Genomic DNA, 14,409 nt, shown 5'->3' on the forward strand with positions numbered 1-14,409 from the left:
GGTGAGGGACAAATATGGGACTTTAACGCAATCCGGTGGGCAGAAGTTGTGCCAAACGGCGTACCGCGCGGTGCTGAAGGGCCTTGATGGCGCCCTCGTTGCGCTTCATGATCGCCGCGGTCTCGGCGACCGAGAGCCCCTGCATGAACCGCAGCACGATGCACTCGCGCTGATCCTCGCCGAGTTCGGCGACGCAGCGCAGCAGTTCGGCTCGGGTGGCGCGGCTGATGGCCTGCTGTTCGGGCCCCGCGACCGCCTGCACGCCGACGTTCCCGATCGGCGCCCCGTTGGGCTCGGCCACCTCGTCGGTGACCACTTCGAGGCGGAACCGGCTCGACTTCACGTGGTCGAGGATGATGTTGCGCGCGATGGTGACGAACCAGGCGCCGACGTCACGCCCCTGGTAGCTCACCGACGTGATCCGGCGCAGCGCGCGGAGGAACGTCTCGCTGGTGACGTCCTCGGCGAGGTCTCGGTCGCCGAGGCGGAACAGCACGTAGCGGTAGACGACGTCGACGTAGCGGTCGTAGAGCCGCCCGAACGCGGAGGTGTCTCCGCCCTGCGCGGCGCTGACCAGCTCCCAGGCTTCGGCCTTCGCGGCTTCGGCGGCGGCGTCGTTTTCCTCGACCTTGGGCCGGGGCGACGACGCGGGGAAACCGCTCCGGCGGAGGATGTGGCCCGCCACCATGGAGACGGGATTCGGCGCGGGAAGAGTCATGGCGCACCTCCCGTTCCGGACAGGGAGTACCGGCCCGCATGTCCCACCGCCGCGTGGGCCTGCAAGATCTGCACGTCCGGACTCCCTTTCTCACCACCGAGTGATCAACACCACTCGACGACGCCAGCAGCATACGTGTAGTTACCGCGAAGTAGGTAGCGGTGCCGGGGTTACGGAACTGCGACGAATGCGAGTGACCCCCATGACGATGGCCGGGATGACAAACTGGCAACGCCGTTCACCGAGGGAAGAGGTTCGCAGTTGAGCGCGGAGCAGGTTGCCGAAGGAAGCGTGCCCACCTTGCTCGTCGAGGCCGCCCGCCAGTGGCCCGGCAAGGCGGCCGTCCAGGAGACCGGCGGAGGGGTCGCACTGACCTGGTCTGGACTCGACGCCGCCGCCCACGCGCTGGCCCGTTCCCTGCTCGACGCGGGAATCGAGCGCGGCGACAGGGTGGCGTTGCGGCTGCCGACTTCGGCCGCGTTCGCCGTCTCGCTGTTCGGGGTGCTCCGTGCGGGCGCGGTGGTCGTCCCGATCTCGCCGCAGGCCCCCGCGGCGGAGCTGAACGGGTTGCTGGAGCACAGCGGCGCACGGCTCGTCCTCGAACGTGAAGTCACCGAGGAACTCCCCGGCGGAGTGACAAGCCTCTCACCGCCAGTTACCTCGGATGGAGCAGCCGAACCGGTCGACGAGTCCGGCGCCGGCGAGGACATAGCGGTCATCTCGTACACCTCCGGCACGACCGGCCCGCCGCGTGGCGTGATGCTGTCGCACCGGGCGTTGCTGGCGAACCTCGACCAGCTGAGCCGGATCGTCCCCACGCCGCTCGTGCACGGCGACCGTGTGCTCATCACCATCCCGTTGTTCCACGTCTACGGCCTCGGCCCCGGCCTGCTGCAGACCACGGCGGTCGGCGCGACGGCGATCCTGTCCGAACGGTTCCTCGCCGAGCGCACGCTGGCCGACTGCGCCGAATACCGGGTGACGTCGATCGCCGGCGTGCCCGCGATGTACGCCGAATTCGCCGCGATGGACCCCGAGGAGCTCGGGCGGGGCCTGTCCACCGTCCGGCGGATGACCTCAGGCGCGGCGCCGCTGCACCCCAAGGTCCTCACCGCGCTCCGCGGCGCCACCGGCCTCGACGTCTACGAGGGCTACGGCCTCACCGAATGCGCGCCCGTGGTCACCACGACGCTGGTCACCGGCTACCCGAAGCCGGGTTCGGTCGGGCGGCCGCTGCCCGGCGTCGAGCTCCGGCTGGTCGACAGCGACGGTGACGCGGAGCCGGTCCCGCTGGACCCGGACGACCTCGGCGACGCCTTCGACGAGGACGGCGGCACCGGCCTGGTGTCGATCCGCGGCGCGAACCTGTTCTCCGGCTACTGGCCCGACGGTTCCCACGGTCCCGACGAGGACGGCTGGTTCCGCACCGGCGACGTCGGCTACCTCGACACGGACGGCGACCTGCACCTGGTGGACCGGGCCAACGACCTGATCATCGTCAACGGCTTCAACGTCTTCCCGCACGAGGTCGAGAACGTGATCTCGATGCTGGACGAGGTCTTCGAGGCGGGCGTCGTCGGCGTCGTCGACGAGCGAACCGGCGAAGCGGTGAAGGCCGTCGTCGTTCCCGCGCCCGGCGCTTCGCTTTCGGAGCAACAGGTCGTCGAGCACTGCGCGGAGCACCTGGCCGGGTACAAGGTGCCGCATACCGTCGAGTTCGCGAAGTCGTTGCCGCATTCCGCCACCGGGAAGCTGCGCAGAATGCGACTGCGCTGATGAGACCTCGGCGGGAAAGAGTGTCTCGGACTAGGTAAGGATTGGGGCCATGGCGCACCACGTGACCGTCATGACCCGCACGGGTTGCCACCTGTGCGAGGTCGCGGAACAGGATATCGAGCGGATCTGCGGCGAACTGGGCGTCGCCTGGTCGGCGGAGGACGTCGACAGCGACCCCGAATGGCGTGCCGAATACGGCGACCGCGTGCCGGTGATCCTGATCGACGACGCCGAGCACGGCTACTGGCGCGTCGAAGAGGACAGGCTCCGGAAGGCGCTGGCGTAACACACTCGTAAGGGGCGATCGGCCGACCTGAAGGCCCGTTCGCTCCGAAGATGGAGACGTGGACGACGAACGCAGGCTCACCTCTTCCCAAGCCGCGCTGACCGGGCTCCTGTCACTGGTGGCCGCGCTCGGCGTTGGGCACCTCGTCGCGGGCTTCGTCGGGTACACGGCCTCGCCGTTCGTCGCCGTCGCGAACTTCGTCATCGACCACAGCCCGCACGCGGTGGTCGCCTGGGCCGAGCAGACGCTGGAGACCTGGGACAAGTTCGTCCTCAAGATCGGTCTCGCCGTGGTGCTGGTGCTGTTCGCGCTGCTCGCCGGGCAGCTCTCGCGCCGGAACCCGCTGCCGGGCCAGGTGATCGTCGGCGTCCTCGGCGCGGCGGGTGTCGCCGCCGTCTTCGTCCGCACCGACCTCGGGCAGATCGCGCTGCTGGCGCCGGTGATCGCCACCGTCGTCGCGCTCGTCGTGTTCACCCGGCTGCACTCGTTCTTCCGCCCGAAGGTGTTCTTCGACGACCGTGAAGGCGAGGGTCCTGGCCGGCGGAAGGTGCTGATCACCGGGGCCTCCGTCGCGGCCGGGGCCGGTATCGCCGCGCTGACCGGCCAGATCGTCGGGACCAGGAAGAGCGCCGAGGAGTCGCGTGCCGCCGTCGGCAGGCTCGTCGCGGCCAGGACCGCGCCGCCGATCCCGCCCGACGCGGACTTCGCGAAGCTCGGCACCCCGCCGTACATCACTCCTTCGAAGGATTTCTACCGGATCGACACGGCGCTGGTGGTCCCGCAGGTCCGCGCCGAGGACTGGAGCCTGCAGATCCGCGGGATGGTCGATCGCGAAGTCACCTACCGGTATGAAGATCTGCGTTCGCGGCCGCTGATCGAACGCGACGTCACCCTGTGTTGCGTCTCCAACGAGGTCGGCGGCCCGTACATCTCCAACACCCGCTGGATCGGCGTCGACCTGCGGGACCTGCTGATCGAAGCGGGTGTGAAACCGGGCGCCGAGCAGATGTTCGCGACCAGTGTCGACGGCTGGACCTGCGGCACTCCCGTCGAAGCCGCCCTGGATCCGCGACGCGGCGCGATGCTCGCCATCGGCATGGACGGCGAACCGCTCCCGATCGAGCACGGCTTCCCCGCGCGGATCGTGATCCCCGGCCTCTACGGCTACGTGTCCGCCACGAAATGGGTGACCGAGCTGGAGATCACCACCTGGGCGGAGCGCCAGGCGTACTGGCTCGACCGAGGCTGGGCCAGGGAAGCGCCGGTGAAGACGCAGTCGCGGATCGACGCACCCGGCTCGGCGGTGCACGCGGGCAAGGTCGTGGTGTCCGGGGTCGCGTGGGCGCAGCACACCGGCGTCGCGAAGGTGGAGGTCCGGGTCGATCAAGAGCCGTGGCAGGAGGCCGTCCTGTCCGCCGAGACGTCGAAGGACACCTGGCGGATGTGGTGGACCGAGGTGCGGGTCGGCCCTGGTCAGCACGAGATCGCCGTCCGGGCGACGGACCAGTCGGGCTACACGCAGACCCAGGAGCGCGCCGGAACGGTCCCGGACGGCGCCACCGGCTGGCACACGGTGTCTTTCAACGCGCGCTGACGGAAACATTTCGCAGGGCGCCGAGGCCGAGCCGCACGTCACCCAGGTGCGGAGGGCGCCCTACCAAATGTTTCCGTGGCCTTCGGCCAAGAGAGGCGCGCGCCGGTGAAGTCCCCTCGTCGCGCTGACGCGCTACCGAGCGGACGGTCCGCCGGTTCCGATGGTGGTCTTGCGCGACCTTGGACACAGCACCTACCAGTGACTTTGTGCCTGCGTTCACAAGTGGCTACCGTAGATACGTCGCCTCCGAAAGCGCCCGGCATCGAACCGGACTCAGCGCCGCGGGTCAAGAGCCGATTTCCAGGTTCGGGCGATCCATGTCGTCAGCAGGGACCAGAGGGAGCGGACAAGCGTGGTGTCGCAACGAGGCCGGCGCACCCGGGTGACACCGGACGCCGACAACGCGCCCACCGCGGAGATGCCCGCCGTCGAGGTCGCCGCCGAGCCGGAAGCGGTCCGCGCGAAGTCGATCCCCGAGGCCGCGGTCGCCCGCCTCGCCGTCTACCTCCGTGTCCTCTCCGGGCTGGCCGAGCAGGGCGCGACGACGATCTCCAGCGAGGAGCTCTCGCAGGCCGCGGGCGTCAACTCCGCGAAACTGCGCAAGGACCTGTCCTACCTCGGCTCGTACGGCACCCGCGGCGTCGGCTACGACGTCCAGGTCCTGGTCAGCCAGATCGAGCGGATCCTCGGCCTGACCCGCAAGCACAAGGTCGCCGTGGTCGGCATCGGTAACCTCGGGCACGCGCTGGCCAACTACGGTGGGTTCCCCGGCCGCGGGTTCCCGGTCGAGGCGCTGTTCGACCTCGACCCCGACCTGGTCGGCGTTCCGGTCGGCGGTCTCCCGGTCTCGCATCTCGACGAGATCCCCAAAGTCTGCGCCGAACGGCAGATCTCCATCGGCGTCATCGCCACTCCGCCCACCGCCGCGCAGTCGGTCTGCGACCGGCTCGTCGCAGGTGGCGTGCAGTGCATCCTGAATTTCGCCCCGGTGGTGCTGCAGGTGCCGGCACATATCGAGGTTCGCAAGGTCGATCTCGCGGTCGAACTGCAGATCCTGTCGTTCCACGTCGCTCGCCGCGCGGATCTGGCCGCCAACGGCAACGGCGGAGGCGACGGTGGCCCTGGGAGCGCCGAGAATGGCAGCTTGAACGGCCACGGCAACGGAATGGTGGTGCGCTGAAATGAGCGTGTTGGCGGTCGGGCTCTCGCACCGCAGTGCCGAGCTGAGCACCCTGGAACGCGTCGCGGTCCCCGCGACCGACGTGACCAAGGTGCTCCACGAACTGCAGCAGGCCGAGCACGTCAGCGAGGCGATCCTGGTCTCGACCTGCAACCGCATCGAGGTCTACGCCGTCGTCGAGACCTTCCACGGCGGCCTGAACGACGTCTCCGACGTGCTCGCCCGCCAGGCCGGGATGCAGCCCGCGGACCTCTACGACTCGCTGTACGTGCACTACGCGGGCGCCGCGATCGAGCACCTGTTCTCGGTCACCTCCGGGCTGGACTCGATGGTCGTCGGCGAGACGCAGATCCTCGGTCAGATCCGGTCGTCCTACGCCACCGCGCGTGAGGCGGGCACCGTCGGCCGCACGCTGCACGAGCTGATTCAGACCACGCTGCGCGTCGGCAAGCGCGTCCACACCGAAACCGGGCTGGACCAGCTCGGCGCGTCGGTCGTGTCCGAGGCGCTCGCCGCCGCGGGCGACATCGCGGGCAAGCACGCGCTGATCATCGGCGCCGGTTCGATGGGCGCGCTGACCGCGTCCCAGCTGCGCAAATCCGGGATCGGTGAGATCACCATCGCCAACCGCACCGAGGCGAGGGCCGCCCGTCTCGCCGCCGCGAGCGTCGAGCAGGGCGTGCCCGCCAAGGCCGTCCAGATGAGCGGGATCGCGGACGCGGTCGCCGAAGCGGACGTCGTCGTCTGCTGCACCGGCGCGCAGGCCGCGGTCTTCACCGCCGCGCACGTCCCGGCCCGCGCCGGACGTCCGCTGGTCGTCTGCGACCTCGGCCTCCCGCGTGACGTCGACCATGACGTCGCCGCGCTGGCCGACGTCACCGTGGTCGACCTGGAGACCATCCAGCGCCGCATGCGGGAAGCGGGCACGCCGACCACCGAACGGCAGACCGCGAAGGCCACCGGCATCGTGCTCGACGAGGTGCGCGAGTACCTCGCCGGCCAGCGCAGCGCCGAGGTCACCCCGACGGTGACGGCGCTGCGGCGCCGGGCGGCCGAGGTGGTCGACGCCGAGCTGCTGCGGCTGGACAACCGGCTGCCGGACCTCGAACCCGGGGTTCGCGAGGAGGTCGGCCGCACGGTCCGCCGCGTGGTCGACAAGCTGCTCCACGCGCCGACGGTGCGGGTCAAGCAGCTGGCCGCCGAGACGGCCGACACCGATTACGCCAACGCGCTGCGCGAGCTGTTCTGCCTCGACCCGCAGGCGCCCGCCGCGGTGGCGAGTCCCACTGCACCAAAGGGTGCCGACGGTGAGCGCGGCCCGATCCCGCCCTCGGGAAATGGGTCAGTGCGTCGCACCGCGAAAAGGACGAGTGATCATCAGTGACCAGAGTCATCCGTATCGGGACGCGCGGCAGCAAACTCGCCCTCGCGCAGACCGGCACCATCGCCGACGCCCTGCGCGCCACCGGGGCCGAGGTCGAGCTCGTCACCGTGACGACGCCCGGTGACAAGTCGTCCGCGCCGATCCCGACGATCGGGGTCGGCGTCTTCACTTCCGCGCTGCGCGAGGCCTTGCTGCGCGAGGAGGTCGACGTCATCGTGCACTCGTACAAGGACCTGCCGACGAAGCCGGAGCCGGGCATCACGCTCGCCGCCGTGCCGCCCCGCGAGGACCCGCGCGACGCGCTGATCGCCCGTGACGGGCTGACCCTGGGCGAGCTTCCGCCCGGCTCGACCGTCGGCACCGGCTCGCCGCGGCGGACCGCGCAGCTGCGCGCGCTCGGTCTCGGTTTGGAAATCGTGCCGATCCGAGGCAATATCGACACCCGCATGCGCAAGGTGACCGACGGAGAGCTGGACGCCGTCGTCCTGGCGCGTGCCGGACTGGCCAGGATCGGCCGGGCGGAGGAGATCACCGAGACCCTCGACCCGATCCAGATGCTGCCCGCGCCCGCACAGGGTGCGCTGGCGGTGGAGTGCCGGACCGGTGACGTGGACATCGAGCACCTGCTCGGGTCCACAGTGGACGATGAAGGCACCCGTGCCGTGGCGACCGCCGAACGGGCGTTGCTCGCGGCGCTGGAAGCCGGGTGCAGCGCACCGGTCGGAGCGCTGGCGGAGATCGTCGAAGACCTGGACGCCGAAGGGCGGGTCGTCGAGCGGATCTCGCTGCGGGGCACCGCCGCCGTCGAAGAGGACGGGGACGCGGTCGACATGGTGCGCGCTTCCGCGCTCGCCGACGTCCGCGAAGCCGAACAACTCGGCCGGACACTGGCCGCCGAACTGCTCGACCTGGGGGCCGGCGCGCTGTCCGGCCCCGCCCAGTGAGTCAGAACGTTGAAGGTAGGGCCGCGCTCGACTGCGGCCGCTCAAGAGGAGAACGCACAGATGACCCCCGCGCGTAAGACCACCGGGCGTGTCGCCTTCGTGGGCTCGGGCCCCGGTGACGCCGGTCTCCTGACCGTCCGCGCTCAGGAGCTGCTCGCCAAGGCCGAGGTCGTGGTGACCGACCCGGACGTCCCAGCAGGCGTCCTGGCCTTCGCCGCCGAAGGTGCCGAAGTGCGCCCCGCCGTCGGCGAGGCCACCGAGGTCGCCAAGGACCTGGTGAACGAGGCCAAGGCCGGACGGCTGGTGCTCCGGCTGATCGCCGGTGACCCGCTGACCCAGCCCGCCGTCGTCGCCGAGGTGCAGGCCGTTTCCCGGACCAGTGCCGTGTTCGACATCATCCCGGGTGTTTCGCCCGGCGCGGCCGTCCCGGCGTACGCCGGTGTCGCGCTCGGTGGCACGCACACCGAGGTGGACGTCCGCGGCGACGTCGATTGGGCCGCGCTGGCCGCCACCCCCGGCCCGATCGTGCTGCACGCGACGTCGGCGCACCTGGCCGAGGCCGCGTCCGCGCTCACCGAGCACGGGCTGGCGCCGACCACCCCGGTCGCCGTCACGTCGAACGGGACCATAAACACCCAGCGCACCCTGGACACCACGCTGGCCACCGTCGCGAACGAGGCGGGCGAGCTCGTCGGCCCGCTCATCGTGACCATCGGCCAGGCCGTCGGCCAGCGCTCGAAGCTGTCGTGGTGGGAGTCGCGCGCGCTGTACGGCTGGAAGGTCCTGGTGCCGCGCACCAAGGAGCAGGCCGGTGAGATGGCGGAGCGGCTTCGCGGCCACGGCGCCACCTCGCACGAGGTCCCGACCATCTCGGTCGAGCCGCCGCGCAGCCCCGCGCAGATGGAGCGTTCGGTCAAGGGTCTCGTCGACGGCCGCTACCAGTGGATCGTCTTCACCTCGACCAACGCCGTCCGCGCGGTGTGGGAGAAGTTCGAGGAGTTCGGGCTCGACGCCCGCGCCTTCTCCGGCGTGAAGATCGCCTGCGTCGGTGAATCGACCGCCGCGAAGGTGCGCTCGTTCGGCATCATCCCCGAGCTGATCCCGCAGGGCGAGCAGTCCTCGGAGGGCCTCCTCGCCGAGTTCCCGCCGTACGATGACGTCCTCGACCCGGTCGACCGCGTGCTGCTGCCGCGGGCGGACATCGCCACCGAGACCCTTTCGGCCGGGCTGCGCGAACGCGGCTGGGAGATCGACGACGTGACCGCGTACCGCACCGTCCGGGCCGCGCCGCCGCCCGCCGAGACCCGCGAGATGATCAAGACCGGCGGTTTCGACGCGGTCTGCTTCACCTCGTCCTCGACCGTGCGGAACCTTGTCGGCATCGCCGGCAAGCCGCACACCCGCACGCTGGTCGCGTGCATCGGCCCGAAGACCGCGGAGACCGCCGTGGAGTTCGGGTTGCGGGTCGACGTCCAGCCCGAGAAGGCCGACGTCCCGCACCTGGTCGACGCGCTCGCCGAGCACGCCGCGCGGCTCCGTGCCGAAGGCGCGCTCCCGCCGCCTCGCAAGGCGAAGCGGGCCCGCCGCTCCTGACGATCGGTACGTGAAGGCCCCCTTCATTGCGCTAGGCGCAGTGAAGGGGGCCTTCACGTACTTTGGGTCGCTATTTCGGTTTTAAGTGAAACTTCACCCCAAGGGCAGCGGTGGGTCGTAGTCTCGGTGATTCCGACAATCACTGGGGAGTGATCATGAAATCCGTTGTTCTCACCGTCGCCGCCCTGGGGGCGTTGGCCCTCGGTTTCCCGGGTACGGCGGCCGCCGCCACCTCCTTCGAGGTGTGCAGTCCGCTCGGGTGCGCGGCGCAAAGCGTCCGGGGCACCGTCGATCAGGGACGCGTGATGGCCACGGTGTCCGACAGTTCGCCGGGTTCGGCCCTCACCGCCGACTTCACCGTGTACCCGCAGGGCGTGAGTACGCGGGTCATCGTCGACGACGAGGTGAAGCAGCTCGTGCTCACCTTGCCGCCTGGCGCGGCTCGACTGACCGTCACCGCCTGCGGGGGCGGGGGCTGCAACAGCAAGTCCATTCCGCTGTCATGACCTCGTGAGTGGTCCGTGAAGGCCTCCTTGAGGGACTTAGAGTCCCTCAAGGATGCCTTCACGGAACCGCAAGCCGGCGACACCGCTCACGAGAAGAACTTCACGACCTCCGTGTACGCCAGGTACGCGAACATCGCCAGGCACACGCCCAGCAGCCCGTTCGACAGCCACCCCGAACGCCCTTCCCGTGGCACCCGTGAAGTGTTCAGCAGCACCAGCAGGGTCGCCGCCAGGAACGGCATGAACAACGCGCCCAGCACGCCGTAGATCACGGTGAGCTGGAACGGCTGGTCCAGGAACAGCAGCGCCATCGGCGGGAAGGTCAGCCACAGCACGTATCCCCGGTACGCGGCACTGCGCTCACCGGCCTTCTTCTCATACGTCTCAACACTTTCCGTGGCGTTCGCGGGCAGCCGCAGAATGCGCCACCAGTCGGCGAAGAGCAGGCTCACGCCGTGCCAGACACCGATCACCGACGTGAACGCGACGGCGAAGAAGCCGATGAGGAACGGGATCCGCGCCCATTGCCCGTAATCCGCGGCGAGGGTGTCGCCGAGGAACAGCAGCCCCTTGTCGCCCGAGATGATCTTCTGGCCCATCAGCAGTTCCGCGCCGACGATCAGCATGGCGATCACGAAGACGCCGGTCATGACGTACCCGACGGCGTTGTCGGTGCGCATCATCGGGAGCCACTTCGACGAACGCCAGCCCTTCGCGAGCGTCCAGTAGCCGTACGCCGCCATGGTGATCGTGCCGCCGACGCCGCCGACCAGGCCGAGGACGTAGACAAGCGAGCCGTCGGGCAGGGTCGGGACGGCGCCCTTGAACAGTTCCGCGAAGTTCGGCACGACGAGGATCGCGGTCCCGACCACGGTCACGAACATGATGCCGACCAGGACGGTCATCAGTTTCTCGATGATCGCGTAGCGCCCGAACCACACCAGCGCGAAGCCGAGCAGGCCGCAGATCATCGCCCAGTACCGCACCGATAGCGCGGGGAAGAGCGCGTTCAACGGCAGGCCCGACGCGGACATCGCGGTCGCGCCGTAGACGAAGCCCCAGATCACCGCGTAGATCCCGAAGTAGATCAGCGCCCAGATCCCCAGCGTCCGCCAACCGGACAGGATCGTCCGGCCCGAGGTCAGATGCCAGCGGCCGACGGCTTCGGCCAGCGCGAGTTTGAAGATCGTGCCGACGAGTACCGCCCACAGCAGCGTGTACCCGAAGCGCGATCCGGCCACCATCGTCGCGACGAGGTCGCCCGCGCCGACGCCGGTCGCCGCGGCCATGATCCCTGGCCCGACCTGGCGCAGCCGTGCGCGCCAGCCGACGGGCGGTTCTTCCAGTTGGTCGGTCACCGTTGAGCTCGACATGCAGGGGAAGGTAACCCACGTCACACGGAGTAGGAATCGGACAAAGGTGACTCTTTACCGTTCCTTAGGAAAGGTTCGGCCGTTCACCGCCTCTCCAGCGAGCGGGAGTACCGTCGTAGGGGTGTTCCCCGAACATCGTCCCCGCAGGCTCCGTACCACTCCGGCGATGCGCAGGCTGGTCGGTGAGACGACGCTGCGCCCACGCCAGCTGATCCTCCCGATGTTCGTGGCCGAGGGCGCCGACGCGCCCCGCCCGATCTCCAGCATGCCGGGCGTCGTCCAGCACACCCGCGACACGCTGCGCAAAGCCGCCGTCGACGCGGTCAACGCCGGGGTCGGCGGCCTGATGCTATTCGGCATTCCGAAGACTCGGGACGCCGAGGGCTCCGGCGCGATCGACCCGGACGGCATCCTCAACGTCGCCCTGCGCGACCTGAGGTCCGAGCTCGGCGACGCGACCGTCCTGATGGCGGACACGTGTCTCGACGAGTTCACCGACCACGGCCATTGCGGCGTCCTCGACGCCGACGGCGGTGTCGACAACGACGCGACCCTGCGCGTGTACGCGGAAATGGGTCTGGCGCAGGCGGAAGCGGGGGCGCATCTGCTCGGCCCCAGCGGCATGATGGACGGCCAGGTCGGCGTCATCCGCGCCGCGCTCGACCGCGCAGGGCGGACCGACACCGGCATCCTCGCGTACTCGGCGAAGTTCGCCAGCGCGTTCTACGGTCCCTTCCGCGAGGCCGTTGATTCGCAGCTGAAGGGCGACCGGAAGACGTACCAGCAGGATCCGGGCAATGTGCGTGAGGCGCTGCGCGAGATCGAGCTGGACATCGCCGAGGGCGCCGACATGATCATGGTCAAGCCCGCGCTGTCCTATCTGGACGTCATCAGGGCGGCCGCCGAGACGTCGACCGTTCCCGTCGCGGCGTACAACATCTCCGGTGAGTACGCGATGGTCGAGGCCGCCGCGGCGAACGGCTGGCTCGACCGCGAACGCACGATCCTCGAGGTGCTGACGTCGATCCGCCGCGCGGGCGCGGACATGATCCTGACGTACTGGGCCGCCGAAGCCGCTGCTTGGCTGGACTAGGCAGTTGTCTCTCGAAGCGCGCGCGTGTGAGCTCACCCGACCGGTCGACGCCGGTCTGAGCCACCCTCTAGGCTGCCTCGCGTGAGCGACAGCAGAACCGAAGAAACGGACGACGAGCGCCGCAAGCGGGGGATGTCACCGGACCCGATCCTGCCCGGCCAGAAGCCGCCGAAGATCACGGTGCCGAAACCGGTCGCGATCTCGTTCTGGCTGTGGATTCTCGCCGGTGTCGTCCTGGTGGCCGGGCAGATCGCCCTGCTGGTGCTGAAGGACGACCTGACCGAGGGCATCCTCAAGCAGATCAGGGAGAACCCGGTTCCCGGCCAGCCCGCCGATCCGGCGCAGGTCGCTTCCGGCGTGAACACCCTGCTGTGGATGCTGTTCGGTGGCGCGCTCACCTTCGCGGTCCTGTTCGCGCTGTTCGCGTACAAGGCCCGTGAGGGAACGCGGTCGGCCAGGACGGTCCTCACCGTGGGCGCGGTCTTCCTGGTCCTGGTGGAGCTGCTGATCCTGCGCGGTTCGCTCAACGTGTTCCTGCTGGTGTCCACCCTGCTGGTGGCGATCGCGCTGGTGCTCATGTACCTGCCCAGCGTCTCCGACCATTTCCCGAAGGTCGGGCGCACGCTGCCATGACGCCCGAGCCGTCCCGCTACGACGAACCCGGCGTCGGCTGGACGGCTTTGCTGTGGGCGCCGCTGTTCGCCCTCGCCGGGCTGCTCGCGGAGCTGGCGACGGGCGGTCCGGTCCACTGGCTCGCCTGGATCCTGGTCGCGGCCGGGCTGGTGGCGATCACCGTGCCGTGGGTGTACGCGCGTCGCCGGTACCTCTCGCTCGAAGTCACCGCGGACGGCTACCGGCAGGGCCGGGAAACGCTGGAAGCGGCCCGGATCGCCGAGGTGCTCGAAGACGAGGCCCCGGTCGGCTCGCGGGTTCTCGGCGGGGGATGGACGATCCCCAAGAAGTACGGCGAAGTCGGGTTGAAACTCGATGACGGCGTCTTCGTCCGCGCCTGGGCCAAGGACCCGGACGCCCTCCGCGAGGCTCTCGGGGATTTGGTGCGTGCCCGCACCACAGAGTCATGAGAAACTGCTCACCGTGATCGACCTTCCCCAGCCGACCGGCGCCGATCTGTGGCCACCGGAGGACTCCCGGCGTGAAGCCCGGCTGCACAAGCCCCTGCGTGCGGTGGTGGGGGCGGTCGAACTGATCTTCGCCGCGCTCGCGGTGTGGGGTTCCTTCGCGTGCTGGAAGGCCGGGGTCGTCCCGGTCGCGATCTCCTACGGCGAAACGACGCTCGAATCGCAGCGCTACTTCGGAGGCCCGCTCGCCGGCGCCATCGGGCTGGGCGTGCTGGCCGCGATCCTGGTGGTGGACGCGATCCGCCAGTTCCTGCTCGCCGTCCGGGCCAAGGGCCGCAAACCCAAGGAACCGAAACTCAGTTGAGCCACACGACCGCGGCGTTGACCGCGGTCGAGAACAACAGCCACAGCAGGTACGGCACGAGCAGCCAGGCCGCGAGTTTCGACCGGCGGCCGAATTCCGCCATCGTGACGGGCACGACGAAGTCCAGCACGACGACGTCGGCCAGCGCGAGGACGTGCGCACCGCCGGCGAAGAACAGCGGCGTCCACAGCAGGGTCAGCAGCAGGCAGACGCCGTAGAAGGCGAAGCCGCGCGTTTCGCCGTCGGTGCGCCAGTAGCACCAGCCCGCGAAGGCGACCAGGAGCAGCAGGACCGACCACATCGGGCCGTAGAGCCAGCCCGGCGGCGCCCACGACGGACGGGCCAGCGCGTTGTGCGTCTCGGTGCGGGTGGCGACCGCCAGCCCGGCCACGATCCCCACGATCGCCGCCATGGCGATGAACCCGGCCAAGGCCTGCCAGCGCAGGCGACGGTGGTGGGTCGGTGGTGACGGCACCGTGGACACGTGGATTCCTCCGCCAGGGTTTCGACGCCGACTGC

General features: G+C 69.7%; 15 protein-coding genes. 12 read left to right on the top strand and 3 right to left on the bottom strand.

What is annotated here, in order from left to right; translation table 11 throughout:
- Positions 1-22: 22 nt before the first annotated feature.
- Positions 23-718: a sigma-70 family RNA polymerase sigma factor gene (locus ACLJQ7_RS21500; protein ID WP_410649992.1), complete on the bottom strand. Its 696-nt coding sequence runs from the start codon at positions 716-718 to the stop codon at positions 23-25.
- A gap of 291 nt (positions 719-1,009) precedes the next feature.
- On the opposite strand from ACLJQ7_RS21500, the gene ACLJQ7_RS21505 reads away from it, so the two are divergent.
- The 8 genes from ACLJQ7_RS21505 to ACLJQ7_RS21540 all read left to right on the top strand — a co-directional run bounded on the left by ACLJQ7_RS21505 (position 1,010) and on the right by ACLJQ7_RS21540 (position 9,981).
- Entirely contained in the window at positions 1,010-2,494 is a 1,485-nt protein-coding gene (locus ACLJQ7_RS21505; RefSeq protein ID WP_410649993.1) for an AMP-binding protein, read from the top strand.
- A 49-nt stretch (positions 2,495-2,543) separates the two neighbouring features.
- Complete coding sequence (locus ACLJQ7_RS21510; RefSeq protein ID WP_400948413.1) at positions 2,544-2,780, top strand: glutaredoxin family protein; 237 nt, start codon at positions 2,544-2,546, stop codon at positions 2,778-2,780.
- Positions 2,781-2,838: 58 nt separating this feature from the next.
- Positions 2,839-4,374, top strand: a complete 1,536-nt coding sequence (locus ACLJQ7_RS21515) for a molybdopterin-dependent oxidoreductase (protein WP_410649994.1) — start codon at positions 2,839-2,841, stop codon at positions 4,372-4,374.
- A gap of 352 nt (positions 4,375-4,726) precedes the next feature.
- Complete coding sequence (locus tag ACLJQ7_RS21520; RefSeq protein WP_410649995.1) at positions 4,727-5,554, top strand: redox-sensing transcriptional repressor Rex; 828 nt, start codon at positions 4,727-4,729, stop codon at positions 5,552-5,554.
- A gap of 1 nt (position 5,555) precedes the next feature.
- Positions 5,556-6,938, top strand: a complete 1,383-nt coding sequence (locus tag ACLJQ7_RS21525) for a glutamyl-tRNA reductase (RefSeq protein ID WP_410649996.1) — start codon at positions 5,556-5,558, stop codon at positions 6,936-6,938.
- Positions 6,935-7,882, top strand: coding sequence for a hydroxymethylbilane synthase (hemC, locus tag ACLJQ7_RS21530; RefSeq protein WP_410649997.1), 948 nt, complete (start codon positions 6,935-6,937; stop codon positions 7,880-7,882). Before ACLJQ7_RS21525 ends, hemC begins: the two co-directional genes overlap by 4 nt.
- Before the next feature lie 60 nt (positions 7,883-7,942).
- Positions 7,943-9,475, top strand: a complete 1,533-nt coding sequence (locus tag ACLJQ7_RS21535; protein ID WP_410649998.1) for a uroporphyrinogen-III synthase — start codon at positions 7,943-7,945, stop codon at positions 9,473-9,475.
- Between the two features lie 155 nt (positions 9,476-9,630).
- Positions 9,631-9,981, top strand: coding sequence for a hypothetical protein (locus ACLJQ7_RS21540; RefSeq protein ID WP_410649999.1), 351 nt, complete (start codon positions 9,631-9,633; stop codon positions 9,979-9,981).
- 86 nt (positions 9,982-10,067) lie between these two features.
- On the opposite strand, the gene ACLJQ7_RS21545 is transcribed toward ACLJQ7_RS21540, so the two are convergent.
- Entirely contained in the window at positions 10,068-11,354 is a 1,287-nt protein-coding gene (locus ACLJQ7_RS21545; RefSeq protein WP_410650000.1) for an Nramp family divalent metal transporter, read from the bottom strand.
- Between the two features lie 121 nt (positions 11,355-11,475).
- On the opposite strand from ACLJQ7_RS21545, the gene hemB reads away from it, so the two are divergent.
- From hemB to ACLJQ7_RS21565, 4 genes are all read left to right on the top strand, one after another.
- Positions 11,476-12,447 (top strand): porphobilinogen synthase, encoded by a 972-nt coding sequence (gene hemB, locus ACLJQ7_RS21550; RefSeq protein WP_410650001.1) that lies wholly within the window; start codon positions 11,476-11,478, stop codon positions 12,445-12,447.
- Between the two features lie 81 nt (positions 12,448-12,528).
- The gene (locus tag ACLJQ7_RS21555) at positions 12,529-13,080 is read left to right on the top strand and encodes a hypothetical protein (protein ID WP_410650002.1); all 552 of its coding nucleotides are present in this window, start codon (positions 12,529-12,531) and stop codon (positions 13,078-13,080) included.
- Positions 13,077-13,529, top strand: a complete 453-nt coding sequence (locus tag ACLJQ7_RS21560; RefSeq protein ID WP_410650003.1) for a hypothetical protein — start codon at positions 13,077-13,079, stop codon at positions 13,527-13,529. Before ACLJQ7_RS21555 ends, ACLJQ7_RS21560 begins: the two co-directional genes overlap by 4 nt.
- Entirely contained in the window at positions 13,507-13,890 is a 384-nt protein-coding gene (locus tag ACLJQ7_RS21565) for a hypothetical protein (protein ID WP_410650004.1), read from the top strand. Before ACLJQ7_RS21560 ends, ACLJQ7_RS21565 begins: the two co-directional genes overlap by 23 nt.
- Here the strand turns inward: ACLJQ7_RS21565 and ACLJQ7_RS21570 are convergent.
- A complete protein-coding gene (locus tag ACLJQ7_RS21570) occupies positions 13,883-14,374 on the bottom strand; it encodes a TspO/MBR family protein (protein ID WP_410650005.1) in 492 nt (163 codons plus the stop codon). The two genes, ACLJQ7_RS21565 and ACLJQ7_RS21570, sit on opposite strands and share 8 nt — an antisense overlap.
- Positions 14,375-14,409: the final 35 nt, after the last annotated feature.

It is taken from the genome of Amycolatopsis sp. cmx-4-54 (assembly GCF_046548895.1).
GTDB lineage: Bacteria > Actinomycetota > Actinomycetes > Mycobacteriales > Pseudonocardiaceae > Amycolatopsis.

Coding starts and splice junctions, on each gene's coding strand:
- ACLJQ7_RS21545 (WP_410650000.1), bottom strand. CDS start 11,354: ATGTCGAGCTCAACGGTGACCGACCAACTGGAAGAACCGCCCGTCGGC.
- ACLJQ7_RS21535 (WP_410649998.1), top strand. CDS start 7,943: ATGACCCCCGCGCGTAAGACCACCGGGCGTGTCGCCTTCGTGGGCTCG.
- ACLJQ7_RS21500 (WP_410649992.1), bottom strand. CDS start 718: ATGACTCTTCCCGCGCCGAATCCCGTCTCCATGGTGGCGGGCCACATC.
- ACLJQ7_RS21540 (WP_410649999.1), top strand. CDS start 9,631: ATGAAATCCGTTGTTCTCACCGTCGCCGCCCTGGGGGCGTTGGCCCTC.
- ACLJQ7_RS21560 (WP_410650003.1), top strand. CDS start 13,077: ATGACGCCCGAGCCGTCCCGCTACGACGAACCCGGCGTCGGCTGGACG.
- ACLJQ7_RS21525 (WP_410649996.1), top strand. CDS start 5,556: ATGAGCGTGTTGGCGGTCGGGCTCTCGCACCGCAGTGCCGAGCTGAGC.
- ACLJQ7_RS21510 (WP_400948413.1), top strand. CDS start 2,544: ATGGCGCACCACGTGACCGTCATGACCCGCACGGGTTGCCACCTGTGC.